A 24,635-nucleotide genomic window follows, 5' to 3' on the forward strand; every position below is an offset into this window, starting at 1 on the left:
CTATCAACCTATGAATGGGCGGGGACAGCTATACATCATCCACCAATTATCTCTTCTACTTCCTCATCTTCTTCCGCTTCATTTTGTTCAATTGGTGTATGCTGATCTTCGGGTGATTTTAGCTGAAGTACAACGGGATCATTTTTACTAATGACAGCTCCCGCAGAAAGACTTTGTTCGGTCACAAATCCATCGCCGTTCAATCGAATATCAAGTCCAGATAACATTTTAAATGATAGAGCCATTTTTTTCGACCACCCGGAAAAATTTGGAAGGGTTGTATCTCCCTCAGTTTCCAACAAGACTAGTGAGCCATCACTCAACTTTGTACCCTCTTCTGGGTATTGGCTTTTCACCTTGCCCCCCTCACCGATCAACACCGGAGAAAATCCTTGTTGTTCAAGTGTTGCCATCGAGGATGCTGCATCTTCTCCAATATGGTTTGAGAGTGATTTTGTCGATGATGTTTGACTATCCTCTGGAAGTATATTCATATACTTCAAGCTGCTTTCCATTATGGAAGTAAACAACTCGGCGACGGGATCCGATCCATATTGTCCTGGTTCAAGTTTTGGCTGTTGGACAATTACATATGTCAATAATTGCGGATCATCGATTGGAGCCATTCCGAGGAATGAATAAAGATAATTGCCGTCCCCGTACAGATAGCCCCCGCCTTCCGAAATTTCAGCAGTTCCCGTCTTTCCACCGACGGAATATCCAGAAAGCGCAAATTTCCGCCCTGTACCAACGTCAGAAGTGACTGTAGAAGCTAAAACCTCTCGGACCTGCTTCGCAGTTTCCGCTGAGATCGGGGATTTCCTCTCTTCCGCCTTATGATCCTCTACGACTTCACCAGTGTTCGGATCAACAATTTTATCGATGACATACGGCTTCATCATCTTGCCGTCATTCGCAATTGCATTCGCGGCTTGGATCATTTGGATAGGGGTGACAGTAGATCCTTGTCCATATGAAGTTGTTAATCTTTCACTTGGATTAATATCCAAAATTATGCCCGGTACTTCATTTGGTAAGTCGATTCCGACCTTTTCACCAAAGCCGAAACCATGTAAATATTCGATGAATGTCCGGTCGCCCATTCTTTCTAACAAATAGGCCATCGATACGTTCGATGATCTTTGGAACCCTTCTAAGAAAGTGATTCTACCCCAGCCGGTACGATTAACGTCCCTAATTGTTTTATCATAGATTGTATATTGTCCTGACTGATACTCGGCGTATGGATCCCATTTCTTCTCCTCGATTGCAGCGGCCAATGTAAACATTTTCATCGTAGAACCAGGCTCAATCGTATTCTGAACTGCTTCATTCAGCCAGTTTTCCGTCAATCCTTCACGAGTGGCAGGATGGAAAGAAGGACGTTGGCTCATCGCATAGATTTCCCCGGTCTTCGGATTGGTGACGACGACAAGCATTTTTTTAGGAGAATATTTCTGATTGACTTGATTCATTGCATCTTCGACAAAGTTCTGGATCGTTTTATCAATCGTCAATTGAATCGTCATTCCATCTTTTGCCGCAACAATTTTCTCCTCTGATTTTGGCAAGAGATATCCCCATATATCAGTTTTATAATCCACCTTACCGTCCGTTCCGGTTAACGCTTCGTTATATGTCTTTTCGAGACCCATTTTACCAACTGTAGACACATTCTTGTCCTTATCTTCTTCTCGCATCGCAAACCCAATCAAATAAGATGCGAAATCACCATTTGGATAAAAACGTTTTTTATCTTCAATGAATTGCAGACCCGTAACGCCTTCTTTTTCCGCAGCTTCTTTAATGGCTAGCATCGTTTCATGACTAATGTCGCGTCCTGCTTTTCCAAACTCGATTTGGTAGACTTCCGAATTTTTCTTTACAGCCGAATCCCTAATCTGGATCATTTTTTCTTTCTCCATCGGGATGAACCTGCTTAGCAAATCCGCAGCCTTATCAAAGTCAGTTACATGCCTTTTCTTTTTTGCGCCTTTTTCAGTCGCTTTTTCATTCAATATTGCGATCAATCGATAGCTCAAAGTATCGGAAGCAATTAATTCACCATTTCGATCGACGATTTTGCCTCTTTCGGCTTTAAGGATGGACTCCCTTGCATATTTCGCTTCAGCCATGGCAGCCATCTGTCTTCCTTCGGCCTGTCCCGTGATTTGAATGCTTAACAACCGCCCAAACAAAAGAAAAAAGAGCCCTCCGAAAACTACGAACATCAGAAAGGCTCCCCATTGAAATCGAAACTTCTTTTTCATCGTCCAGGCACGACCTTTACGTTTTTCTCGTTAAGATTCAAGCCGAGCTCCTTCGCTTTATTCCAAATTACTTCATATGTAGATTTTTCGCTCACTTGTATGGACAACTCTGTATTTTGTTTTGTAGTTTCTGCAATTTCTTTGTTGATTTCTTGTACTTCCTTGTTTGTATCATTAATTTGAGCTTGTGTATGCAAAACCATTGTAGAGAGGATAACGAGAACTGCCGCGAACAGCACGAACAGGAATTTTTCCCCTGTCGAGAATAGTTTTCGTGAACGCCTCGCAGGCTGTTGGGTCTCATGTGTCTTAGGTTGTTGAGGTGCATGTACTTCATGTATTGTATTCATTTGAAAGCTTCTCTGTTCCAATGCCATTTAACAAGTTCCCCCTTTATTTTTTCTCTATGACCCGCAATTTTGCAGATCTGGATCTTTTATTCACTTCGATTTCTTCCTCGCTTGGAAGGATCGGTTTCCTTGTGATTAATTTAAAATCGGGCTCCATACCTTCAGGAACAATTGGCAAATTAGGCGGCAGTTCCGGCATGGATGACGCTTCTTTAAAAATCGTCTTGCACAATCTGTCTTCAAGTGAATGGAAAGTGATGACACTAATGCGTCCACCCGGATTCATAACCGTCAATGCTTCGGTCAAGGAATCTTCCGCTGCTCCAAGTTCGTCGTTCACAGCTATTCTGATTGCTTGGAAAACCCTTTTCGCTGGATGTCCACCAGTTCTGCGTGCTGCGGCAGGAATCCCTTCTTTGATCAATTCGACAAGCTCGCCCGTTGTCTTGATGGGTGCGTTTTTCCGTGCCTCTTCGATCTTTCGGGCAATACTTTTGGAGAACTTCTCTTCCCCATATCTGAAAAAGATGCGAACCAAATCTTCATAAGACCATTCATTCACTACGTCAAATGCAGTCAAATCCGCCTCAGTGTTCATGCGCATATCAAGCAAAGCATCATGATTGTAACTGAATCCTCGTTCCGGAGTGTCGAGCTGGGGCGAGGAAACACCTAAATCATATAGAATGCCGTCCACCGAATGAACATTAATCTTCTCCAATTCATATTTCAAATTCCTGAAATTTGAATGGATAAATGTAACTTGCTCCAAATAATCCTTCAACTTCACTTCCGCAGCGTCAATAGCTGTCGTATCTTGATCGAAGCAAATCAATCTGCCGCCAGCTGTTAGCTTCTTCACAATTTCTAAGCTATGCCCTGCACCACCAAGCGTGCAATCGACATAAATGCCATCAGGTTTAATGTTGAGCCCATCGACGGCTTCGTGAAGTAATACTGTTGTGTGATCGAACATTGAAACCGCCTACTTTCCATTTTTTAATAAATCATCAAGTTAAAAATCAAAATCAATAATGTTTTCCGCGATTTCATTGAATGATTGCTCCGACTCGTCGTAATAAGAATCCCAAGACGATTTTGACCAAATTTCTATGCGGCTTGAAACACCGATAACGACACAATCTTTTTCAACTTTCGCGTAATCGAGTAATGAGGATGGAATATTGACACGGCCCTGCTTGTCAATTTCAACTTCTGTGGCACCTGAGAAAAAGAATCGGGCGAATGCGCGGGCATCCTTTTTCGTAACCGGCAACGCCTTCAATTTTTCCTCTAGTCGCTTCCATTCCTCCATAGGGTAACCGAAGAGGCAGTTATCCAATCCACGAGTCAGCACAAAACCATCCATTAGATATTCCCTGAATTTCGAAGGGACTATCAAACGGCCTTTTGCATCTACAGTGTGCTGATATTCGCCCATGAACATACTCTTCACCCCACTATATGTTTTTAATGTACCACATCCCTCCACATTCCTCCACTCAAATTCTATTTTCCTTGTAAAATGTGTATATAGTACTTGTTTCATTGAGATATCGATAAAATTCACGCTTAGATTACATAAATGCATTAACTCTCTAAATAGCTCATAATTGCTCAAAAAAAGTTTCGCATTCCCTGTCTTAAACAAACAAAAAAACGCCAAATGCAGACAACAAATGCCCGCATCGGCGTTCTTCATTATTTACAAATATACGATTTGGTGAGTTCCGTCCATTGTAATCGGCTGGCGAAGCAAGTCTTGTACTAATTCAGGTCCATATTGATTCATGAAAATGTATGGAGTAAAAATACGCTCTTGCAAAGATCCTTCCGGCAATAGCTCGTTTTCAAGGATGCTATATTTGCGAAGGGCCGTTTCGTGTTGAATCAACAACTCCTCCTCCGCCTTCTTCCTTATATAATCCAACTGCTTTTCATGGAACTTCAGATTTTTCTCTAGCAACTGCAACATTGCCGTGCTTGAGCCTTCTCTGAGCTTTTCGTATTTCCCTTTTAATAGCATTTCCGTTTCCGTAAGCAGCTTTTCAAATTGTTCGTTTTGTAACGAATCAATAAATTGCTCTCTGACTTCTAGAACTTTTCCAGAGAACACATCTTCCAGCGTCAAAGAAACTGACTCCATTGCCTGCTTTGCCCGTTTGGAAACCAATGTCATCGATACACGGGGAACGATGATCGGCATCTGAATTCCGAAAAGATGAAAAGCGTCTTTCAATAAAGCCCAGTATGCAATTTCACCAGGTCCTCCGACGAATGCAAGCACCGGAAACACAAGGTCCTGCATGATAGGACGTGTGGCAACATTATTGCTTAATAGCCAAGGCTTTTCGACAGCGATATTCAGCATTTCTTCGCGAGTGAAGCGGATGCCTGTACTGTCGTTCACAAAATGCCCATCCTCCCTGGACAGAAGGACTCGGCCAGTTTCATGTACATAAAACAGATGCGCCCCATCCTTTTCTGCTTCGATTGGCTTTCCAAATCCTAAACCGGAATATTGTTCTTCCTTTTCGACGACCAATCGGGCAATCTCATCAGATCCCGTTATCATTTTTTCAAAATGGCTTTTTTCGATTTCACGCAACGGCTTGTACGCTGAATCGATGAAGAGGAGTCCTTGCTCTTGGAAAAGACCATTCATTAATCGAACGAAAAAACTAGTGAAAGTTTCTTCTGCCTCGACTGCAGTCAACACTTCCACAAGCAATTCACGAGTATGCGCCGTTTCACCGAATTGGCGAAACACACCTTCTACGAATGAAGTCATTTCCTTGCGATTATATGTTGCATCGGACGCCATTAATTTCAGAATGAATTTCTCCGGGTACTTATGTTTTGTCGTTCCTTGGGAGGATTCTGTATAGACATGATTGATTTCATTCAAGTCATGATCTTCCCCCGCGACCCAAAACACAGGGATGACAGGAACCCCAAGCTCTTTCCTTTTCTCCTCTGCAAGTAGAATAACTGTAATCGCTTTGTGAACGGAATAGAGCGGTCCAGTCATGATGCCTGCTTGCTGCCCGCCAATAACGACAACTCCATTTCCAGTAAGTTCTTCAAGATGCATAGATGCCTTTTTTGAAATACCAAATGGCTCCATGAAGGAACGAATTACTGAAGAAAGCTCTTTCCTAAGAAACGGCCGATTGGATAATTCCTTCAACCTTTCTGGATAGGACCTGCTTTCATTTCTATAATCAAAAAAATTATGTATGAATTGTTCATCATGATTGTAAGCTTGCATTACTTTATTTCCATTATTCAATGTCATTGACTTGATTTCCATCATTGATGCCCCTTTTTTACTTGTATGAACAGAGTATATCATTCTCAATCATCGGAATGAAAAATATACGCTTACCATCTGAACTGAATTACGTCATTTTACATATTCCGATATTTTAAAGCTAAGACCGATAATGAGAAGTACGATATAAGTAAAGGACAATACGAGAAAGTACAATCTCCAGGTTTTCTGCATGACACGAGTTATTTGGAACTCCTTTTCCTTCAGCCTTTCAACAACCGTAAAGAGAATGGCGATCAAAATGGCGATAGCTGAAATATAAAAACCAGTTCCTTTACCAAAAATCGTCATAGATGTAATATACACCGATAAAAACAAAAAAGGGGTTGTAAAGTCTGCCGCTTTCCCGATAACTGCGGCAGGCGCTGTGCCCATTTTCCTCATTCCGATCAGGAATAGAATCGTTATGAGAAATGGAAATAAAACGATGATTCCTGTAAGTATAGACAAGAAGCCATTTATCATGCCGATCAACTCCTATCTATCGCAAGCAGCATTTTTTCGAGAGTTTGCAATAAACCCAAACGCGCCCCACGCCTCTCGCCCATTTGAATAACTGACGAAACAACCGTTTCAATCTCCATCGGATTCCCATTCATCCGATCGATCAACATGGATGATTTATTTTTTGCGGTTCTAATACAAACTTCTTCAACGACCGCTTTCGATAAATCTCCTTGCATTTCAGGAAAAGCAGCATTGATTTCCTCAAACAATTGATCAAAGAGTGTTTTAGCGTACCTATTCTCCACTAATTCCCCGTTCCTCACTTGCAAAATAGCTGTTAATGGATTGATCATGCAATTTATCAATACTTTGCGCAAAACAATTTGTTGTGCGTCATTTGTAAACGCCACTGGAAACAAAGATGAATTTGCATCCTTCATAAAATCAAAACTTGTCCCATCTCCTCTGTAAGGAGCAATCTTTATAGTACCTACTCCGTTATGTGATACAGTGCGATCATCCAAACGTCCCGCGCCATGTTCAACAGTCGCAAAAAACACATTGGGCATTGAAGTTTCGCTTACAAAATGGAAATGTTCATATCCATTTTGAACGAACATGACTGGACTCTTTATATTTCTTTCAAGAATGTCATCAACAATCGATGCGACTCCACCGTACTTCGTCGCGACGATCCACGGGGCATTTCCTGGCAATTTTTCAATATCGGTTTCTGCTTCCGCGTTCAAATCCACTTCTGAACCGTCGCTATTGATCCGCCTTATTCCATGCTCTCTAATAGTAGCCGCCTGTTTTTCGCGTCTTACATAAAACACAACTTTTGCCCCCGTCTCTATTAAATAGGAGCCTATGAGCAAACCAATAGAACCCGCACCTGCGATAACAACCTCCATCCATTTCTCCCCTTTTTTAAAAGGGCGACCTCTAGAAAGGCGCCCTTTATTTTTCCTTATATTCAATTATACAGGAAAGACAGAATGTTTTTTAGGTGGTAATGGAAGTTCTTTTGTTGAGTAAAAGCGGAAACGATCGGCAAGTACGCTTCTCAAATCCGAAGGCGAGACAATCTCGTCGATAATCAGCTCAGAAGCCATTTTATAAATATCGATTTCCTCTTTATATTCTTTGTGTTTCGCCTGAACGAAAGCTATTTTCTCTTTCGGATCCTCGATCGCTTCGATTTTATTTGAATAGACTGCATTGACCGCAGCCTCTGGACCCATCACTGCAATCTGCGCAGTCGGCAGCGCAATGCATACATCGGGCTCGAAAGCAGGTCCTGCCATTGCATAAAGTCCAGCACCATAAGCTTTCCGGACGACGACAGAAATTTTAGGAACAGTTGCCGAACTCATCGCCATAATCAATTTCGCACCATGCCGGATAATACCGTCACGCTCCACTTTTGTACCGATCATGAAGCCAGGGACATCCGCCAAGAACAATAGCGGGATAGAAAATGCATCGCATAAGTTAATGAATTTGGCCGCTTTATCCGCCGAATCGACGAAAAGGACGCCTCCTTTCACTTTTGGCTGATTTGCGATAATTCCTACTGACTGCCCTTCAATCCGAGCGAGTCCTGTAATAAGTTCCGGTGCGAATAATTTCTTAATATCAAAGAAACTACCTTCGTCAATCAAAGCACCAATTGCTTCATACATATCAAACGGTGCATTTTGGTTTTCAGGAATAATCTCTTCCAAAGACCTGCCCGCCTTAGCTGCAATTGCCTCTTTCATGGAAGGTTTTTCAGTGTAGTTAGCTGGAAAATAATTGAGATAGCGCCGCGCTTCGCTAATCGCTTGTTCTTCGCTTTCTACGAGCACATCGCCGCATCCGCTTACAGTGCAATGCATTCTAGCGCCGCCCATCTCTTCCAGTGACACTTTTTCGCCAATCACTTTTTCCGCCATCCGTGGAGACCCTAAATACATGGAAGCATTGCCTTCCACCATGATGACTATATCGCAAAACGCTGGAATATAAGCCCCTCCGGCAGCTGAAGGTCCGAATAACAGACAGATTTGCGGTATGAAACCCGATAATCTTACTTGATTGTGGAATATCCTTCCCGCACCACGGCGGTTTGGGAACATTTCAAGCTGATCTGTTATACGCGCTCCTGCGGAATCGACAAGGTATAACATCGGCACTCTGTTCTTCTCAGCAATTTCTTGGATGCGGATAATTTTCTCAACAGTTCTCGATCCCCAAGAACCCGCTTTTACCGTCGAGTCATTTGCCATAACGCAAACAGTTTGCCCATTCACTTTCCCAATAGCAGTAACAACGCCATCCGCCGGTAAATCTTCAGCTTCACAATTTGCGAACCGTCCATCCTCCATATACTTGCCATCATCGAATAGCAGCTTGAGGCGATCGCGTACAAACAGTTTACCCTGCTCTTTTAATTTTTCATGATATTTTGGATGTCCTCCTGAGAGCACCTTCTCAATTCTTTTTCCCAGCTTTTCGTTATAACTAGTCTGTTTTGTCATATTCGTCATCGTTATACCCCCTCCGATCACATTCCCATCAGTTCATTGCTTTACCAAAACAGTTTTTATCCCTCAATTACCGCCAATACATCCTCTTCATTTACAAAATCTCCAACTTGGACATTAATGGATGTCACTTTTCCAGAAACCTCCGTCTCGACAGGAATCTCCATCTTCATCGACTCCAGAACGATGACCACTTGGCCCGCTTGCACTTCTTCCCCTTCAAATACATTCACTGTAAATACCGTACCTGCCATTGCCGCTTTTATCTGTGTCATTTTTCCGCTTCCTCCTTTTCGGTTTTCAACCATTCTGTCAGTACATTCGTATTATAATTGCCTTCCTTAAATTCTACTGAACCTATGAAATGTTTAAAGAGTGGAATATTTGATTTCACTCCTTCAATCGTGAAAGTGTCAAAAAAATTAACCGCTTCGCTAATCGCTTCTTGTCGTCCTTCCGCATGTATGATCACCTTCGCTATCATTGGATCATAAAACGGTGTTATATTTCCGCCTTCTTCATAGCCCGAGTCAATGCGCACATTTGCATGATTATTCCAAGCCATTTTACGGATTGTCCCTGGGGAAGGCATGAACGTAACTGGATCCTCCGCATAAATACGGAATTCAATCGCATGCCCATGGCTTTTGATCTGTTGCTGATCCTTTACCGGCAATTCATTACCTTTGGCCACTTCAATCTGCCACTCGACTAAATCATATCCGGTTACTTCTTCCGTAACGGGATGCTCCACTTGAAGACGGGTATTCATTTCGAGGAAATAAAACTCATCATTTTCCGATAAAATAAATTCGACAGTACCAGCATTCCGGTACCCGACCGCTTCCCCCGCGGCAACAGCAGCCTTATATAGCCGCTCAGCCACTTCTCCCTTCAAGGAAGGCGATGGAGATTCTTCGATCACTTTCTGATTCCTTCTCTGTACGGAACAATTACGTTCGAATAGATGGACGATATTCCCTTTATCATCCCCGAAAATTTGCACTTCAATATGGCGTGCGTTTTCGACGAACTTTTCAAGAAAAACGATATCATCACCAAAATACGCTTTCGCTCGGCTTTTAACAGATTGAAAATGTTGACTGAGCGCTTGCTCATTTTCACATCGCACCATTCCGATGCCGCCACCACCCGCACTCGCTTTTAACATGATCGGATATCCAATCGTTTCTGCAGCCTGAATCGCTTCCTCAATAGAGGAGACTCCTTCATCTGTGCCAGGCACAACCGGTACACCCGCATTTTTCATTTTTATTCTCGAGGCAATTTTATCGCCCATCAATTCGATCGTTTCCGCATCCGGTCCAATAAATGTCAAACCTGCGTCCCGCACTTTACGTGCAAAGGATGCATTTTCGGATAACAGTCCGTAGCCAGGATGAACAGCGTCCGCCCCAACTTTCAAAGCTACGTCGATAATGTCTTCCGCTTTCAAATAGGATTGCACTACAGGACCAGGTCCGATACTAATTGCCTCATCCGCGTACTTGACAAACGGCATATGCACATCGGCTTCAGAATGGACAGCGACAGTCTTTATGCCAAGCCGTTTGCACGTCTTCATGATCCTTAATGCGATTTCCCCACGATTCGCAATAAGTATTTTATTCATATAGTAACCCCCCAAGCTGCATTGTTTAAACTTCTCCCCATTACTAGTTTATACGATGAATGAAACCGTTTTCAACTATTTGTCTGAATTCCTTTGAAAATCTGATCTTGCATATATTCTTACATAACGGATTTCATTTATTTTCTAGTTAAGAAATTTGCAACGGCTTCATGGTGGGCATCGCTTTCCCATAGTTTTGCGCATTGCGCTGATTCTTCGAGCATTCTTTCTTTAAGCCCTTTTTGCTCCCAATCCACTATCGCTATCTTTTTATACGCTTTATGAACGGATGGATGTATTTTCTTCATATCGCAAATGAATTCTTCTAAAGCATCTTGTGCATTTCCTTCGTAAATTCCTGTTGCCCAACCGATTGTTTGCAATTGTTCCGCTGTATGTACTTTTGCTTCTGATAATAATTTTAATGCTGTACCGTGATTGTTCATTTTAACGAATAGTTGAGAAGCTCCTCCCCATCCGCTCGTGATCGCTAATGTACCTTGGATGAATCCCGCTTTCGCTTTCGATGAGACAAGCCTATAATCGCATGCTGTGGCAATTTCGCATCCGCCACCGACTGCAGCTCCGTTGACGAGTGCTATGACAGGTACAGGCAATGACGCCAATCTGTACAATAGCCCTGCCATCTTGCTCAACATCGGGTAAGCTTCGTCCGCGGTACGGAATCCATGGAATTCAGATAGGTCACCGCCCGAACAAAATGCACGGTCGCCTTCACCTGTTACGACTGCATACGCTATGCTAGCATCCGATTCTACTTCTGATAGAAACATTTCAAGACCATCCATGACTGCGTGATTAATCGCATTCCTCATTTCTGGCCGATTGATCGTGAAAGTTGCGATTCCATTATTGATTTCGATTTTATAGGACATGCAAACCCCTCCTTAGGTAGTTGAATAAAAGTTATCGGTCATTTCCATAGAGTTATCGATCACTTCAGAGCACATATCGATCATTTTCCAGCCTTTATCGGTCATTTCCCAAGAGTTATTGTCATTTCGGGATCTTTGACTCATCTTTTTTAATTATTTTACTCTGTGCCGCCTCTGCTTTTCTGTCAATCCAGCTTCGAGTGGCAGTTAACCTCCAACCGAAGCTTTATAATATAAAAAAACCACCGGAGCCATGGCCTCACGGTGGTTTTTAAGCAGGTGAACTTATTCGCCTACTACGTCTTTTCCTTTGTAATGACCGCAAGATTTGCAAACGCGGTGCGCAAGTTTCATTTCGCCGCAATTTTCACAAGTTGTCATGCCTGGAACTTGTAGTTTGTAATGCGTACGACGAAGTCTTTTAGCTGTTTTTGAAGTTCTTCTTTTTGGTACTGCCATTTGAGGCACCTCCTTAGTATCGTATCGCCTATTCCTTGTCCGAATTAAAAAAGTCTGCTAATCCAGCCAATCGAGGATCAACTTTCTTTTCCTTTTCTTCACGGAGCCGCTCTTCGAATTCTTCGTCGGTTGTATAAGACCAGCCTTTCCCCTCTGCCCCTGTCATCTCTTCAGCTTTTTCACTGAAAACCTGCATAGGAACTTCGAGAAGAACTAATTCTTCAAAGATCGGGGTCGGATCAATGATTTCGCCGACAACCGGGTGGATCATGTCATCCGTTGCAAGTGTAGCCTCATCCCAACTGAACTGTTCGTCCGTTTCCACTGAAAAAGGATATTCGACATCTTCCCAAGTTCGTGAACAAGGCAATGTCATTACACCTTCAAGCTTGAAATGGCAAGTTAGTTTTTTCGAACCGATTATGCAGCTGCCCGTTACATGGACAGGCTTAATATCCCGGATTTCCGGATTCCGTTTTTTGACGGAGTCAAGGTTGACCGCTTCGTCAAGCGGCATTGCTCCTTGTCTGTATTTCTGTAATTGATGAATGGACCATTTCACGTCTATATCACCTCAAGACAACACTGTTGATTATATAATGGATAAAAAGGGATGTCAAGATATTTTCTTGTCACCTAAATCACATCAAAGTATAATGTAAATTAGATTATACCGAAGGGGTGGACAGATTGAAAGCTACAGGTATCGTCGTTGAATATAATCCATTGCATAATGGACATGTCTACCATGCTCAGCAGGCGAGGAACGCTACGAATGCTGATGTTATCATCGCAGTGATGAGCGGAAATTTCCTACAAAGGGGCGAGCCCTCTTTTGTCGATAAATGGACAAGGACGAAGATGGCGTTAGCATCCGGCGTGGACATTGTATTTGAACTTCCTTACCGTTTTGCAACATCCAACGCTCCTCTATTTGCGCAAGGTGCAGTCGAGCTGCTTGATGCTGTTGGATGTGAATCTTTTTGTTTCGGTAGCGAAGACGGCAATATCGAGCCTTTTCAAAATAGCTTACGGCTAATTGACCGCCATACCGTTCAATACGAATCAGCAGTGAAGAATGCAGTCGCAGAAGGAATAAGCTATCCAATGGCGCTGAATAAGGCGTATAAAATAATCCAAGCGGGACATCCAGAGATTCCTGTGGCCGATTTGTCCATGCCGAACAACATTTTAGGGTTTCATTATATGGCAGCCGTACAATCGATCGGTTCATCGATGGAAGCCGTAACGATCAAGCGAATGGGAGCCGGCTATCATGATGACACATTGGATAGCCAAAAAATTGCAAGTGCAACAGGAATCCGCAAATCGTTCTTTAGCACGGAAACACTTGACGAAGTTTCAGATTTTATTCCGCAAGCTACAAGACGTCTGCTCATAGAATGGGATGCGGAAAGGAAGGCCTTCGGCAACTGGGATACCTTTTACCCATACTTGCGATATATAATTTTGCGAGATGGTCCTTCCCGGCTTCGTTCGATTGCAGACGTTTCAGAAGGAATTGAAAATCTCATCTTTCGCGCAGCACAATCTCATGATTCATTCCAATCATTCATGGATGCCGTCAAATCTAAACGGTACACATGGACTAGGATTCAACGGATGCTGACGCATATACTAACTGGATTTACGAAAGAAATGCGCTCTAAAATGGAAAAACCGTCTTATTTGCGTTTACTCGGAATGACAAATGAAGGTCGTTCTTATTTAAGCGGCCGCAAAAAGAATCTTGGATTGCCACTCATTAGTAAAGTCGCTTCTTTTTCCGATCCTGCGTTGAAGATGGATATTTCCGCATCCGACATATATGCGCTAGCGCTTGGAAAAGGTAGCGACCATTCGAAAATCGGTTTGGATTACGTAACCTCACCAATTATGGAAAATCACTTCTCTTCCAAATCTTTCAAGTAATTTAGAGCATCATCGATTGTAGTCACGGGCACGATTTTCATTTTCGTGCCTATTTTTTCTGCTGTTTTTACCGCTTCCTCATAGTTCGTCAATATTCCTGGATTCTTTTCACGAACTTCATCCGGTAAATAATCGTTTGGCGCAAAAAAGATTTCAACGCCTTCCCGATCAGCCGCCATTATTTTGAAATCGGCTCCTCCAATCCTACCGACAGTTCCATCGGAAAGCATTTCTCCGGTTCCGGCGATGTTATACCCTTTTGTCAAATCCTCGTCAAGCAGCTGATTCATAATTTCCAAGGTGAACATAAGTCCTGCGGAAGGTCCGCCAATATCCGCCGTGTGGATATCCACTTTCGGATCCGTTGACAGTTCACGATCTTCCTGGAATTCTACACCTAAACCGATTCGTCCGTTCGATTTCGGTATTTCACTTAATGTGATGTCTACATCCACCATCTTTGAGTCCCGTTCCACAGTGACGGTGACTTTGTCGCCTTTTTCCTTGCCAGAAATAGATGATGCAAACTGTCCGCCTTCTTTTAACTGCACTCCATCGACATAGCGGATTTTATCACCCGTTTCGAGCTTACCATCAGATGCACTGTCTTGCAGGACAGATACGATGAAAACCCCATCATACGTAATATCGACTGGGATACCAGCTTTACTGAATGCTACGGTAATTGCATTGAATTGGGAATCTGACATAAGCTTTTTTTGACGAATATTATATTCTTTATCATCCTCCCCTTCTCTTCTCACCTTATTGATCGGCAACAATTTCATCCGATCAGAAAATTTTGAGGCAATATAGGAAAAAGGAGTAGCTTTTCCTATCGAAATAGTCATGAGATTGAAGGTTCCTACATCATCCTTATCTCCATCCTCGACCTCTACAATCGGTGCCAAATCATAAGCCCCGCCTGGTTTCGATATGTATGCCTCAAGAGGATAAACAAATAAAAACATTAATAAAAGCACTGCTACAGCTGTCAATCCAACCCTTTTCGCCTTCATACCTACACACCTCCATTAATAGCCTGTACAGATGGGACATATATATAACAAGAAAAGCGGAGGGCGCTTACTCAGCTTCGACAGGCATAAGGCGAAGATGCGAAGTGGCACTCTTTGCCACGCAGCAGCTTTGACTTATGACCCGAGAAGCTAGCGCCCGAAGCTAGACACAAGAAAAGCGGAGGGCGCTTGCTCAGCTTCGACAGGCATAAGGCGAAGATGCGAAGTGGCATTCTTTGCCACGCAGCAGCTTTGACTTATGACCCGAGAAGCTAGCGCCCGAAGCTAGACACAACAAAAGTACCCGTAGCCTAGACAGACAGTATTCGCTGATTGATAAGGCAGCTGGTAATTAGTGTACCACCGAAAATATCCATAATAAAGCATTAACAACAATCATTTGCAACACTCTTCATGGAAGGAGGAACACGAATGTTCACCACTTTAGATACTATGCAACGTCAAGCTCTATGATCAGCATCGCCATTATATGGGGATTGATCATCCTCTTCATCTTACAGCCCGGTATTGCCCATGACGGTGCAGAAGCCGGTGCTCAATTATTTGTACACGCCTTGCTCCCCTATTTGCTTCCATACATCATTTTGACCCAATGGCTATTGAAAGTGCCTGTGGAAAACCCGTCGGTGAGCAGTTGGAAACGATATTTGAAAGCGTATATCCTCGGTTCATTCGGAGGATTTCCTGTCGGAGCTGTTACAGTAACAGAAATGGTGAAAAACGGTGAGCTATCTAGAAGGGAAAGCGGATACTTGCTTGCTGCATGCCATGCACCAGGACCCATGTTCATATTAGGATTTGTAGGCACCGAACTGTTCGGTGACACGGCGTCCGGTTGGAAGCTTTTGGCGTCCATTCATATTGCAAATATCCTCTTTTTTCTTTTTGCTTTATTAGTCATGAGGAAGGGACGTAAAGAATTAAATAGCTCAAAGCTTCAATTGAAAGAAAAACAGTCGAGTTCACCTTTTTTAGAGTCGATAAAAGACAGTTCAACTGTCATCATTCTTGTTGCGACGACGGTCATTTTCTTCTCCTCCCTCGGCAACGTGTTGACAACCGCCATTTCGAAAGCATTCACAGTTGACCTAGGTATCACAAAAACAGTGCTTCTTGCTATATTCGAAATGACTTCTGGCGTACAATCAGCGACTGACCACTTTTTCACAAGCCCAGTATTCCCTTTTTTAATCGCTGCAATCATTTCTTTGAACGGTCTTAGCATCCATATGCAAGTATTCGTCATTGCGAAAACGGTAGATACACCCCTTTTCCCATACTTTCTCAGCAGAGTGTGGAGTGTGATCACCGTGCCGCTCATCTTGTATTTTTTATTATGAAAAATGGTTATGACAAATACCTTGTCATAACCATTTTCCACTACTTTATGAACCTATGTACTTTTCTCGCAACGCCTTTTCGACTACGGCAGGGACGAGGCCGGAAATGTCACCACCATACCGCGCAACCTCTTTGACAATACTGGAGCTTAAAAATGAATATTGATTTTTCGTCATGACGAAGAATGTCTCAATGCTTTCATCCAACATTCTGTTCATAGAAGTGATTTGCATTTCATATTCAAAATCGGAGATTGCCCGCAACCCCCTTACAATGACAGAAGCTTCAACGCTGCGTGCATAATCAATTAGAAGACCTGATGAAGAATCGATGATGACGTTCGGAAATTTCGATGTGACTGCACGTATTAAATCCATCCGTTCTTCCACAGAGAATAAAGGATTTTTAGACGAATTATTCATGACAGCGACTCTCACTTCGGGAAAGACTTTGGCTGCCCTTTCGATAATGTCAAGATGACCGTTTGTAATAGGATCGAAGCTGCCAGGCACAACTGCTATTCTCTTTTTTGTCATAGAAGCTACCTCATTTCATATAAATGGAAACCGCGCTGTTCCCATAGATCGGGTTTTTGGTCTTTTCAAAATCACTATAAGCATCAGGAAGTGTCAATTGCTTATCATGTTCACAAACGATGATTGCATCGTCGGATAACATGCCTGCTTGAGCAATCGTATCCGCTAAATCATAAAATTTCGTTTCGGCATATGGTGGGTCGATGAAAAGTAAATCGATTTTAATATCTGTTGGCAATGCCCGAATAGCATTCCTCGCATCATTTCTAACAATATGTACTTGATCAGTAAAGCGGCATTTTTCTACATTCTCACGAATGACGGAACATGCCTTTTGATTTTTCTCGAAAATATAAGCTTCGTCTACTCCCCTGGATAATGATTCAATGGAAAGTGAACCGCTGCCGCCAAACAGTTCGACAGCGATTCCCCCGTTAAAATAAGGACCAATCATATTGAATATCGATTCTTTTACCTTATCTGATGTAGGTCTTGTCAAATTGCCAGGCAATGATTTTAATGGTGTTCCTTTTCTGGATCCGGATACGACCCTCATTTTAATTCTCCTCCTAACAACGACTTCACTACAATCGTATCTTCATTTTTTTGAATGGATAAATGGAATATCCGCCTTAATGCATCTTCCGCAAAATAATACTCGTTTCCAATGAATGCATATGGCTTTTCGCGTAATTCATACCTCTTTTCATTTAATACATAAAAAGGGTCACGCAACGAGAATCTGAATTTCTCTTCTTCACTTTCAATATAAATAGAACTTTCATTTGCAGATACATCATAGCCGTTTCTGGATAACAATTTACTCGCCGGATAAAGTGTCTGCTTGTCCATAATAATAACTTGAACGTCTTCTTGAGCTTCACCGTTCATATAAACTGTTCGCGTGTCCTCAAGTACGAAAGGATAGCTTCCTTCAGTGTTCTTTTGAACAAAGGAAGTTTTCCACCCGGCAACTTCTCCTATCAGCTCATCCAGTATAGATGCATCAATATGCTCGCCGTATTTCTCAGTGAGACGGGACTGCAATATTTCGTACTGTTCTTCTGTCAATGAACCTTTCATTGATTCAAATACCGCTTTGGCTTCTTTAGTACCAGTTGGCGTATCAATGGAAATCGATGTGACTAAACTTGCTACAAGTTGCTCTCGCTCCGATATGGCATACATCGAGCGGACTCCTCTTTCCAAAACTAAGTCAGACAGCTCCGTTGCTTTCAGCTGGGTAATAATAAATCGGGAAGATTGAAGAGGTTTCCCTTCTGGATCCAATACGACAGAAATATGTCGGGTATTTAAGTCTTTCAAGTCGCCATTTAACTGCTCTGCGACATCAGCATCTATTGAATCCGCGAATATCGAAAGACGATCGCCTCGATATGCTTCCGGATAAACTTTGCGTTGCCAATAAAGATCCGAGACTGTACCGTTCCCTTTGAACATTGAATAATCGACCATGTCCATTTTTTTGGTTCCCACCAACGGGAGACCGCTGATCCACATTCCACCAATGCCGCTTTCATCCGTTACATGTAAAATCGTAGAATCCGGTTTCGCATTTCTCAGCTTGGCAAATGGTTCCTTAAAAAGCTTTCGGCTTTCTAACGTTCCGGATATCGGTATTTCGTACGAGATGGATTGCCTGCTATGCTCCCCTTCCAAAATTGCTGTGGCATTTTCATTCATTCTTATACATGAAGATTCAGTTTCCAGAAAACAAGCATGCTTTCTGCTCTCTGCAGGATAAATAATTTCGTATCGTCCCTCATCCAAGTTGTGAAAATGATGTGTAATAAAAATAGCGTCCGCTCTATTGATCACTTCAATTTCCTGGACATAGCGGGATAATTTTTCAGACGACCCACTTGCATCCGCCAATTGACTATAATGCATATAGAGTAAAACCGAATTCATGATAATTAATAGACCGACGATGCGGAATGTGATCTTCAATTGCTGCACCTCATTGCAAGGGATGTTTAATGTACTTGAAAAATGCTATGATGAACTATATTCCGAATGGAGAAAGGTAGTGTCATGTATGTTACAACAGTACTTTATCGAATTGGGTGAAGGTTATGGAGACATCTATGAGCTTTTAGAACTAATCGAAACGAATCAACATCGCCTCCATAGAACTTTCATCTTTTCTTCAAACACTAACAGCGGACAAGCGATCTCCGTAGCAGCTGCATTCCAACCTGCCCGAAACAGCAATTTCATGCCAATATACATTTGCAGGGAAGGAATCATACAACCTGGGGAATCTAAGTCAAAAAGAAGGCTCCTCTTTGAAGAAGTATCCTTGCAGAATGGCCAGGAACCGATTTTTATTGGGTTGAAGCATTCTTCTGAATTCGCCGATTCCAAACTGTTCTATCAGTATATAACAGGAATCCTTCGTCTTAATCATCTTGTTCCGCCATTGCGATAAATTAGAAAATTTTATAATCCGATTTTGTAGTCATATTCCTTTGCCTTATCAGGTTTGGCGTTCTCATATTCAGTTTTAACAAATGGACGATAAGACGGAAGTACTTTTTTAACAGACGGAAGTCGTTCAAGTTTTCGTATCGTATCGTCAACGTCCACTTGATCACAATAAAGGACGACGTATTTCATTTTTCTGGAAATATAATGGACGTGGCCGTATTTACGTAGAGATTTAGCCTGTTTCAAATGATGGAGATATACTATAATCCCTTGTCGATCAATCATGATTTTCCCCTCTTTTCCTACCCCATACAATACCATAGTAGAGAAATGACCTGCAACCGAACATTGCTGACATCTTCCGTTTTTTCCCCTATAATGAGGAAAGGACATGTTAACTTGCTATGTAAGTTTACGCAAAGGCGTAATTGATCGATAAATGAGGAGGATACGAAAATGGGAAGAAAAACGAAAGTGGCTCTTACGGTGGGAGCAGCCGGAGTTGCTGCTTGGGCCGCATCCAAAGTAGTTGCAAAGCCTCAACCCCGACCCACGAAGGAAGCGCTAGAATTCAAGGATCCGGTCGTCCTTTCGCATCGCGGAGGAATGAAATGCGCTCCGGAGCACACGTTGGCGGCGTTTTCAAATTCAGCAGAACTAGGAGTCCATGGTTTTGCTGTAGACATCCGATTGACAAAAGACGAAGAAATCGTTCTCTTTCACGACGAAACTGCGGACAGGACGACCGATTTCTCTGGCAGAATTTCAGACTATACAATAGATGAATTGAAAAAAGCGGATTCCGGATATATGTTCCAAGATGAGGAGGGGAACTTCCCTTTCCGAGATAAAGGCGAGAAAATTGTTAGTTTGCGTGAACTGTTATCCGCTTATCCACATATGCTAATTGCTATCAATCTAAAGGACTCGCCTGATACATATGAAGGCAGCCTAATGCCATCAAAACTCTGGCGACTTCTAGAAGAAACAGGATCAGAGGATCGTGTTATTGTCATGAGTGCCTTTGACGAGCAGACGGATCGGTTTAATCTATATGCTCAAAATAAAGTGGCCATCGGTGCTGGAAATGACGAAGTGAAAAAAGCATACGCGTCGTTTTCAAGTAAATTTGGTCATTTATACAATCCTCGTGCCGATTTGTTTTGCATCGCTGAAAAAATGGGTTTGTTTCCGATGAATACGGAAAGTTTCATAAGCTTCCTTTCCAATTTGAACGTTTCCGTTTACTATAATCATGTCAATGACAAAGAATCATTTGAAAAATTATTGAATGCTGGAGCTGCCGGTTTCATAACTGATAATCCTGTAGTGGCAATGGAAGTAATCCAGCAAAACACATAAAAAAAAGGCGGTTACCTGGTCAATTGCAGGCAACCGCTTTTAGTATATTGACGAAACGCATTTACAACGTCCTTAGGCGGAACAAGAACAGCTTCCACCAGTGCCGCATCCACCGCCGCAAGATGAATCTACAAAGAAATTATCTCCCGTAGGCACTTTGATAGAATCAGAAACAGATTTTGCAATGATTGAACTGATTTCATTCAACAGTCCTTGGACATCGTTTTCCGCAAGACGCAAAGCAGCGACATCCTCATTCATATCTAGTTCCCTCTTTTGTATTCGTATATCTTTCATGACTGTTTTATAGTCAGGATGGTATCTGCCGAAACGTTGCACTTCTTCGTAACGCTCCTTCATATTCGTAAAATCATAAATCGCTTCTGCCAACAATTTGTTGGAATACACGGCATGATTCGCTCTTCTGTACTCTTGGATGATTTCGGAAGAGAGCAACATATCGGAGAGTATTTCTGATTGCTCAATGATTGACATCCATTCATCTGTCATCATCATAGGGCTTTCCCTCCATTCCAACTTATCATAACAGAAAAAGCGTGCTTTGTGCATGTATTCTAACCTGATTTATTTTCTCTTTTCACGCAACGCCGCTTGTGCCACATCATAATCCGAAAATGTGAGAAGCTCTTGCCCGACTTGCTGTGTTTTCTCATGTCCTTTCCCTGCAATCAAAACGACATCCCCATCTTTTGCATAACAAACCGCTTTTTGTATCGCTGTTCTTCGATCAAGCTCCACGTCGATTTTCTCACTCTCACAATTTATTCCCATCAGGATTTCTTCAATGATGGAAGAAGGCTCTTCATTCCTCGGGTTATCAGACGTAATAAACACTTTTGAGGAATAAGTTGCAGCGACCATTCCCATTTGCGGACGCTTACCTTTGTCACGATTACCACCACAACCAAAAACTGTGATCAATTCGCCTGTAGACTCTTCTGTTAAAGAAGCTAACACTGTTTGAAGGGCATCGGGTGTATGGGCATAATCGATATAGACTGTCACATCGCCACCATCCAGACGTTGCAATCTCCCTTCTGGCAGTTCAAGCCGATTGCAAAGCGGTAAAACCTTATGCTGGTCAAAACCGAGTCGTTGCAAAACAGCGACAGCTGCAAGTGCATTTAGTCTATTATGCTTCCCTGGCAAATTGATTGGATATAAGTTGTATGGCACTACTCTTCCAGCAACCATCAGCTCATTGAAATAGTGAACCGGCCTATTAGCCCCATTTACAAGCTTCACGCATTGTCGATCATCCGCATTGACAACAAGTTCCCGCGCCATTGTTGTAAGCCTCTTTTTCGCTGCAATATACGCTTCCTTGCTGCCATGTTCTTCGTAATGATCAACTCCAATATTCAGAAATACTCCAATATCGATTTTGCAATGATCCAATCTTGATGTGGAAAGTCCAAGAGAAGAGGCTTCCATTACAATATATTGCATTCCTTCATCTACACATTTTCGAAGTAGTGGATGGAGAAACTCTGCAGGCAACGTAGTCATTTCGGGCATATCAATGATGACTTTCCTTCCGTTCATGAAAAGTCCTGTTGTCCCAATAACCGCTGCCTGTTCACCGAGCATCGCCATTAATTGGCCTATGAAATGCGTGACAGTCGTTTTTCCGTTCGTACCAGTCACAGCTATAATTGTCATTGATTCTGAAGGATTGCCCGCAAGCTTCGCGCTCGCATGCGAAATGAATCTTCTACCGTCCGGCACTGTAATAAGGGTAATTTCTGTACTTGTTTCGAAATTCACTTCCTCATTTCGATCGACGACGATGGCTATTGCCCCCCGTTCAATCGCCTCTTGCACATGCAAAATTCCATCATCGCTGCAACCTTTCCTCGCAACGAAAATATACCCTTCCTTCACATTTCCAGACCTCTCCGTAATACCGTTAATTGGTATGCCTACACTTCCCGAAACCGTACAGGGCCAGTCTTTCAAGATCTCAGATAATAACAGAAGCCCCCTCCCCTTCCCGAACAATTTTCATGAATACCGAATATATTGAGAGCGAACCATACTTTATCGTATGAAGGAAAAGGAAGGAACGACACGAAGAAAGTTGGGAGCTTGAATGATAGTTCAAAAATTTGGCGGAGTAGCCATGAAAGACAAACAATCTCGAAAAATATGCATCGCACACATCAAATCCGGATTGGAAAACCATCAAAATGTTGTCGTAGTCGTTTCAGCAATTGGAAGGGGAAAAGATCCATACTCCACGGATCAGTTATTGAAGTTGACAGACGCATTCAAACACGCTAAAGCTGCAAGTGACCTCGCTGCGTCATGTGGTGAGCTTATTGCATCAGCGGTTCTTTCTGCAGAACTGGAAGAGGCTGGAGTTCCAAATAGAATTCTTCATGGAATTCAAGCTGGCATCTGGACATCCGGCGATTTTGGTGATGGAACAATTAGTGATATCGACCCCACTATGATTGTCGACAGTTTACAAGAATCCGGATGTGTCATTGTTCCGGGCTTCCAAGGAATAAATGAATTTGGCCAAGTGATGACAATCGGAAGAGGCGGCAGTGATTTGACAGCCATTGCACTTGGGGCTGCTCTGAGAGCATCACATGTCGAATTTTTCAAGGACGTCCCAGGAGTCATGAGCAATGATCCGCGAATCGGTGTAAACACCAAAAAAATCGATAACATGACCATTGATCAGTTGCTGCCCCTTTTGGAAACAGATCGCCCTGTCATTCAGAAGCGTGCTGCAATTTACGCAATGAAAAAAGCGATACCTCTATATGTTAGAGGCATCACTTCCAGTGAGAAAGGGACTTGGATTTTACCATGAATCATTTTCGTAAAAAATTCGAGTTTGGGTTTTCTTTTTTGTCTGATTTTATGAGAACTTGTGTATAGTACTTTCCGTACGCTCCAGTACCAATATCAGTCGCATCCGAATCTAGCAAGACACTACGGTGCGCGGGGGAATTCAGCCAACCATGGACCGCTTCAATAGCATCCACGTAATTTGCGGCTATATTCTCCCCGGCTTTTTTATGTTCAATCCCGAAACTTTTCAACCGCTCTGATAAGTTGCCTGCCGATGGCGACTCATGTGAAAAATAATTTTCAATCGCCATATCCTTGCTATGGTTTTGGGCTAGCAATGATAACCAATAATCATTTTCAAGCGGCTTTACATCATGATGTTCCCGATAAATATTCGTGAGCTCAAGAATTTGCCGTTCCATCGAACGGTCAACTTCCATTTGAATTGTTGAAGATGGCTGAGGAATCGCTACCAATTCTCCTGCGAATTCCATGTCATAAGGTTGATGGATGACAAGCGTTTTCGGATCAATATATCGGACCCCCTCAATCACTTCGTCTTCGGCATCAACATACACTTGCGCATATAATTTATCATACTTAAGCAAGATTCTATCTTTCAAATCCTGGCTGTTCAAAGTAAATGTATACATATTATCATCCAAAATCACATTCACTTCAGATTCAATAATCGAAAAGCGGAACACTTCACTAATATTCTGACCGATTGAGATAGGCGTTAGGTCGGCATCTTTGTCAGCACTGAACACCTGGTTGACAGTTCCATCTTCCACACCAACCATCATTTGTGTCTCTTCAGTATACACCCACCACTCGTAACCGTATGCGGACGGTTCAATTCTGTCAGGTTCCCCCATCAATTCGACCAATACATCAGATGACTTTCCTACAAATGTGGAAAGTCCTTTTTCTGGTCGTTTTGGACCAGATGTCAATTCAACGACTTCCTTATTAGGGCTCGGTATTGCCGTTCCATGTTTGACTGGCGATTCGAGCGGTTCATTTTCCTGAATCCTGCTTCCCATAATATAAAACACTGCGAGAAGGACAAACAGTAATAATGCAATTTTCCACAATACTTTCAAGTCTTCTCGCCACCTTTTCATCAAGTTCTAATCAAAACTTTATTTAAGTACATAAAAACTGAACTGCTTCCATAAAAAAGATTACTTACAGAAAATCTTCAATTCTTGATATATAGCATTAATT

At 42.5% G+C, this 24,635-nt stretch carries 26 protein-coding genes; 5 read left to right on the forward strand and 21 right to left on the reverse strand.

The features are described from left to right. Nucleotides 1-35 precede the first annotated feature (35 nt). The 13 genes from ACTHPA_RS07870 to ACTHPA_RS07930 all read right to left on the reverse strand — a co-directional run bounded on the left by ACTHPA_RS07870 (nt 36) and on the right by ACTHPA_RS07930 (nt 12,479). Complete coding sequence (locus tag ACTHPA_RS07870) at nt 36-2,231, reverse strand: penicillin-binding transpeptidase domain-containing protein (RefSeq protein ID WP_440499599.1); 2,196 nt, start codon at nt 2,229-2,231, stop codon at nt 36-38. A gap of 35 nt (nt 2,232-2,266) precedes the next feature. After that, entirely contained in the window at nt 2,267-2,647 is a 381-nt protein-coding gene (gene ftsL, locus ACTHPA_RS07875) for a cell division protein FtsL (RefSeq protein WP_440499600.1), read from the reverse strand. A gap of 16 nt (nt 2,648-2,663) precedes the next feature. Further along, the gene (gene rsmH / locus ACTHPA_RS07880) at nt 2,664-3,596 is read right to left on the reverse strand and encodes a 16S rRNA (cytosine(1402)-N(4))-methyltransferase RsmH (RefSeq protein WP_440499601.1); all 933 of its coding nucleotides are present in this window, start codon (nt 3,594-3,596) and stop codon (nt 2,664-2,666) included. A 39-nt stretch (nt 3,597-3,635) separates the two neighbouring features. After that, entirely contained in the window at nt 3,636-4,067 is a 432-nt protein-coding gene (gene mraZ / locus ACTHPA_RS07885; protein ID WP_060209308.1) for a division/cell wall cluster transcriptional repressor MraZ, read from the reverse strand. 258 nt (nt 4,068-4,325) lie between these two features. Then, nucleotides 4,326-5,933, reverse strand: a complete 1,608-nt coding sequence (gene bshC, locus ACTHPA_RS07890; protein WP_440499602.1) for a bacillithiol biosynthesis cysteine-adding enzyme BshC — start codon at nt 5,931-5,933, stop codon at nt 4,326-4,328. 93 nt (nt 5,934-6,026) lie between these two features. Further along, on the reverse strand, nt 6,027-6,419 hold the full coding sequence (locus tag ACTHPA_RS07895; RefSeq protein ID WP_440499603.1) for a DUF3397 domain-containing protein: 393 nt from the start codon (nt 6,417-6,419) through the stop codon (nt 6,027-6,029). Between the two features lie 5 nt (nt 6,420-6,424). Next, a complete protein-coding gene (locus ACTHPA_RS07900; RefSeq protein ID WP_440499604.1) occupies nt 6,425-7,315 on the reverse strand; it encodes a 2-dehydropantoate 2-reductase in 891 nt (296 codons plus the stop codon). Between the two features lie 66 nt (nt 7,316-7,381). Further along, on the reverse strand, nt 7,382-8,923 hold the full coding sequence (locus tag ACTHPA_RS07905) for an acyl-CoA carboxylase subunit beta (protein WP_440499665.1): 1,542 nt from the start codon (nt 8,921-8,923) through the stop codon (nt 7,382-7,384). A gap of 65 nt (nt 8,924-8,988) precedes the next feature. After that, complete coding sequence (locus ACTHPA_RS07910) at nt 8,989-9,204, reverse strand: biotin/lipoyl-binding carrier protein (protein WP_440499605.1); 216 nt, start codon at nt 9,202-9,204, stop codon at nt 8,989-8,991. After that, complete coding sequence (locus tag ACTHPA_RS07915; protein WP_440499606.1) at nt 9,201-10,562, reverse strand: acetyl-CoA carboxylase biotin carboxylase subunit; 1,362 nt, start codon at nt 10,560-10,562, stop codon at nt 9,201-9,203. Before ACTHPA_RS07915 ends, ACTHPA_RS07910 begins: the two co-directional genes overlap by 4 nt. A 137-nt stretch (nt 10,563-10,699) precedes the next feature. Next, a complete protein-coding gene (locus ACTHPA_RS07920; protein ID WP_440499607.1) occupies nt 10,700-11,458 on the reverse strand; it encodes an enoyl-CoA hydratase/isomerase family protein in 759 nt (252 codons plus the stop codon). A 285-nt stretch (nt 11,459-11,743) separates the two neighbouring features. After that, complete coding sequence (rpmF, locus tag ACTHPA_RS07925) at nt 11,744-11,917, reverse strand: 50S ribosomal protein L32 (protein WP_440499608.1); 174 nt, start codon at nt 11,915-11,917, stop codon at nt 11,744-11,746. A 28-nt stretch (nt 11,918-11,945) separates the two neighbouring features. Next, nucleotides 11,946-12,479, reverse strand: coding sequence for a YceD family protein (locus tag ACTHPA_RS07930; RefSeq protein ID WP_440499609.1), 534 nt, complete (start codon nt 12,477-12,479; stop codon nt 11,946-11,948). Nucleotides 12,480-12,607: 128 nt separating this feature from the next. Here ACTHPA_RS07930 and ACTHPA_RS07935 point away from each other — a divergent pair, with 128 nt between their 5' ends. Continuing rightward, the gene (locus tag ACTHPA_RS07935; RefSeq protein ID WP_440499610.1) at nt 12,608-13,849 is read left to right on the forward strand and encodes a nucleotidyltransferase; all 1,242 of its coding nucleotides are present in this window, start codon (nt 12,608-12,610) and stop codon (nt 13,847-13,849) included. Here ACTHPA_RS07935 and ACTHPA_RS07940 read toward each other — a convergent pair. Continuing rightward, nucleotides 13,822-14,868: a SepM family pheromone-processing serine protease gene (locus ACTHPA_RS07940; RefSeq protein ID WP_440499611.1), complete on the reverse strand. Its 1,047-nt coding sequence runs from the start codon at nt 14,866-14,868 to the stop codon at nt 13,822-13,824. The two genes, ACTHPA_RS07935 and ACTHPA_RS07940, sit on opposite strands and share 28 nt — an antisense overlap. Nucleotides 14,869-15,365: 497 nt before the next feature. Here ACTHPA_RS07940 and ACTHPA_RS07945 point away from each other — a divergent pair, with 497 nt between their 5' ends. Further along, entirely contained in the window at nt 15,366-16,229 is an 864-nt protein-coding gene (locus ACTHPA_RS07945) for a hypothetical protein (protein ID WP_440499612.1), read from the forward strand. 45 nt (nt 16,230-16,274) lie between these two features. On the opposite strand, the gene coaD is transcribed toward ACTHPA_RS07945, so the two are convergent. Genes coaD through ACTHPA_RS07960 form a run of 3 tightly spaced genes read right to left on the reverse strand, consistent with a single transcriptional unit; the run spans nt 16,275 to nt 18,737 of the window. Beyond that, nucleotides 16,275-16,766 (reverse strand): pantetheine-phosphate adenylyltransferase, encoded by a 492-nt coding sequence (gene coaD / locus ACTHPA_RS07950; RefSeq protein WP_440499613.1) that lies wholly within the window; start codon nt 16,764-16,766, stop codon nt 16,275-16,277. Nucleotides 16,767-16,776: 10 nt separating this feature from the next. Continuing rightward, a complete protein-coding gene (gene rsmD, locus ACTHPA_RS07955; protein WP_440499614.1) occupies nt 16,777-17,322 on the reverse strand; it encodes a 16S rRNA (guanine(966)-N(2))-methyltransferase RsmD in 546 nt (181 codons plus the stop codon). Further along, nucleotides 17,319-18,737, reverse strand: coding sequence for a hypothetical protein (locus ACTHPA_RS07960; protein WP_440499615.1), 1,419 nt, complete (start codon nt 18,735-18,737; stop codon nt 17,319-17,321). Before ACTHPA_RS07960 ends, rsmD begins: the two co-directional genes overlap by 4 nt. 88 nt (nt 18,738-18,825) lie before the next feature. Here ACTHPA_RS07960 and ACTHPA_RS07965 point away from each other — a divergent pair, with 88 nt between their 5' ends. Continuing rightward, nucleotides 18,826-19,218 carry a DUF7147 family protein gene (locus tag ACTHPA_RS07965; RefSeq protein WP_440499616.1) on the forward strand — a complete coding sequence of 131 codons (393 nt, stop codon included), beginning with the start codon at nt 18,826-18,828 and terminating at the stop codon, nt 19,216-19,218. 11 nt (nt 19,219-19,229) lie between these two features. On the opposite strand, the gene ACTHPA_RS07970 is transcribed toward ACTHPA_RS07965, so the two are convergent. Then, on the reverse strand, nt 19,230-19,502 hold the full coding sequence (locus ACTHPA_RS07970; RefSeq protein ID WP_239429697.1) for a YlbG family protein: 273 nt from the start codon (nt 19,500-19,502) through the stop codon (nt 19,230-19,232). A 171-nt stretch (nt 19,503-19,673) separates the two neighbouring features. Here ACTHPA_RS07970 and ACTHPA_RS07975 point away from each other — a divergent pair, with 171 nt between their 5' ends. Further along, nucleotides 19,674-20,579: a glycerophosphodiester phosphodiesterase family protein gene (locus ACTHPA_RS07975; protein WP_440499617.1), complete on the forward strand. Its 906-nt coding sequence runs from the start codon at nt 19,674-19,676 to the stop codon at nt 20,577-20,579. Nucleotides 20,580-20,651: 72 nt separating this feature from the next. Here ACTHPA_RS07975 and ACTHPA_RS07980 read toward each other — a convergent pair whose 3' ends face one another. Beyond that, nucleotides 20,652-21,095, reverse strand: coding sequence for a YlbF family regulator (locus ACTHPA_RS07980; protein WP_440499618.1), 444 nt, complete (start codon nt 21,093-21,095; stop codon nt 20,652-20,654). Between the two features lie 69 nt (nt 21,096-21,164). After that, entirely contained in the window at nt 21,165-22,484 is a 1,320-nt protein-coding gene (locus ACTHPA_RS07985; RefSeq protein ID WP_440499619.1) for a Mur ligase family protein, read from the reverse strand. Between the two features lie 208 nt (nt 22,485-22,692). On the opposite strand from ACTHPA_RS07985, the gene ACTHPA_RS07990 reads away from it, so the two are divergent. Next, nucleotides 22,693-23,424 carry an amino acid kinase family protein gene (locus ACTHPA_RS07990; RefSeq protein ID WP_440499620.1) on the forward strand — a complete coding sequence of 244 codons (732 nt, stop codon included), beginning with the start codon at nt 22,693-22,695 and terminating at the stop codon, nt 23,422-23,424. Nucleotide 23,425: 1 nt separating this feature from the next. Here ACTHPA_RS07990 and ACTHPA_RS07995 read toward each other — a convergent pair whose 3' ends face one another. Continuing rightward, on the reverse strand, nt 23,426-24,511 hold the full coding sequence (locus ACTHPA_RS07995; RefSeq protein WP_440499621.1) for a CAP domain-containing protein: 1,086 nt from the start codon (nt 24,509-24,511) through the stop codon (nt 23,426-23,428). Nucleotides 24,512-24,635 lie beyond the last annotated feature (124 nt).

Origin of the sequence: Sporosarcina sp. SAFN-015 (genome assembly GCF_051966875.1) — a bacterium.
Classification (GTDB): Bacteria; Bacillota; Bacilli; order Bacillales_A; family Planococcaceae; genus Sporosarcina.

What these genes read in the sequence shown, in the direction of transcription:
- ACTHPA_RS07870 (WP_440499599.1), bottom strand. Translation starts at nt 2,231, where the DNA reads ATGTTCGTAGTTTTCGGAGGGCTCTTTTTTCTTTTGTTTGGGCGGTTG.
- ftsL (WP_440499600.1), bottom strand. Translation starts at nt 2,647, where the DNA reads ATGGCATTGGAACAGAGAAGCTTTCAAATGAATACAATACATGAAGTA.
- rsmH (WP_440499601.1), bottom strand. Translation starts at nt 3,596, where the DNA reads ATGTTCGATCACACAACAGTATTACTTCACGAAGCCGTCGATGGGCTC.
- mraZ (WP_060209308.1), bottom strand. Translation starts at nt 4,067, where the DNA reads ATGTTCATGGGCGAATATCAGCACACTGTAGATGCAAAAGGCCGTTTG.
- bshC (WP_440499602.1), bottom strand. Translation starts at nt 5,933, where the DNA reads ATGGAAATCAAGTCAATGACATTGAATAATGGAAATAAAGTAATGCAA.
- ACTHPA_RS07895 (WP_440499603.1), bottom strand. Translation starts at nt 6,419, where the DNA reads ATGATAAATGGCTTCTTGTCTATACTTACAGGAATCATCGTTTTATTT.
- ACTHPA_RS07900 (WP_440499604.1), bottom strand. Translation starts at nt 7,315, where the DNA reads ATGGAGGTTGTTATCGCAGGTGCGGGTTCTATTGGTTTGCTCATAGGC.
- ACTHPA_RS07905 (WP_440499665.1), bottom strand. Translation starts at nt 8,923, where the DNA reads ATGACAAAACAGACTAGTTATAACGAAAAGCTGGGAAAAAGAATTGAG.
- ACTHPA_RS07910 (WP_440499605.1), bottom strand. Translation starts at nt 9,204, where the DNA reads ATGACACAGATAAAAGCGGCAATGGCAGGTACGGTATTTACAGTGAAT.
- ACTHPA_RS07915 (WP_440499606.1), bottom strand. Translation starts at nt 10,562, where the DNA reads ATGAATAAAATACTTATTGCGAATCGTGGGGAAATCGCATTAAGGATC.
- ACTHPA_RS07920 (WP_440499607.1), bottom strand. Translation starts at nt 11,458, where the DNA reads ATGTCCTATAAAATCGAAATCAATAATGGAATCGCAACTTTCACGATC.
- rpmF (WP_440499608.1), bottom strand. Translation starts at nt 11,917, where the DNA reads ATGGCAGTACCAAAAAGAAGAACTTCAAAAACAGCTAAAAGACTTCGT.
- ACTHPA_RS07940 (WP_440499611.1), bottom strand. Translation starts at nt 14,868, where the DNA reads ATGAAGGCGAAAAGGGTTGGATTGACAGCTGTAGCAGTGCTTTTATTA.
- coaD (WP_440499613.1), bottom strand. Translation starts at nt 16,766, where the DNA reads ATGACAAAAAAGAGAATAGCAGTTGTGCCTGGCAGCTTCGATCCTATT.
- rsmD (WP_440499614.1), bottom strand. Translation starts at nt 17,322, where the DNA reads ATGAGGGTCGTATCCGGATCCAGAAAAGGAACACCATTAAAATCATTG.
- ACTHPA_RS07965 (WP_440499616.1), top strand. Translation starts at nt 18,826, where the DNA reads ATGTTACAACAGTACTTTATCGAATTGGGTGAAGGTTATGGAGACATC.
- ACTHPA_RS07970 (WP_239429697.1), bottom strand. Translation starts at nt 19,502, where the DNA reads ATGATTGATCGACAAGGGATTATAGTATATCTCCATCATTTGAAACAG.
- ACTHPA_RS07975 (WP_440499617.1), top strand. Translation starts at nt 19,674, where the DNA reads ATGGGAAGAAAAACGAAAGTGGCTCTTACGGTGGGAGCAGCCGGAGTT.
- ACTHPA_RS07980 (WP_440499618.1), bottom strand. Translation starts at nt 21,095, where the DNA reads ATGATGATGACAGATGAATGGATGTCAATCATTGAGCAATCAGAAATA.
- ACTHPA_RS07990 (WP_440499620.1), top strand. Translation starts at nt 22,693, where the DNA reads ATGATAGTTCAAAAATTTGGCGGAGTAGCCATGAAAGACAAACAATCT.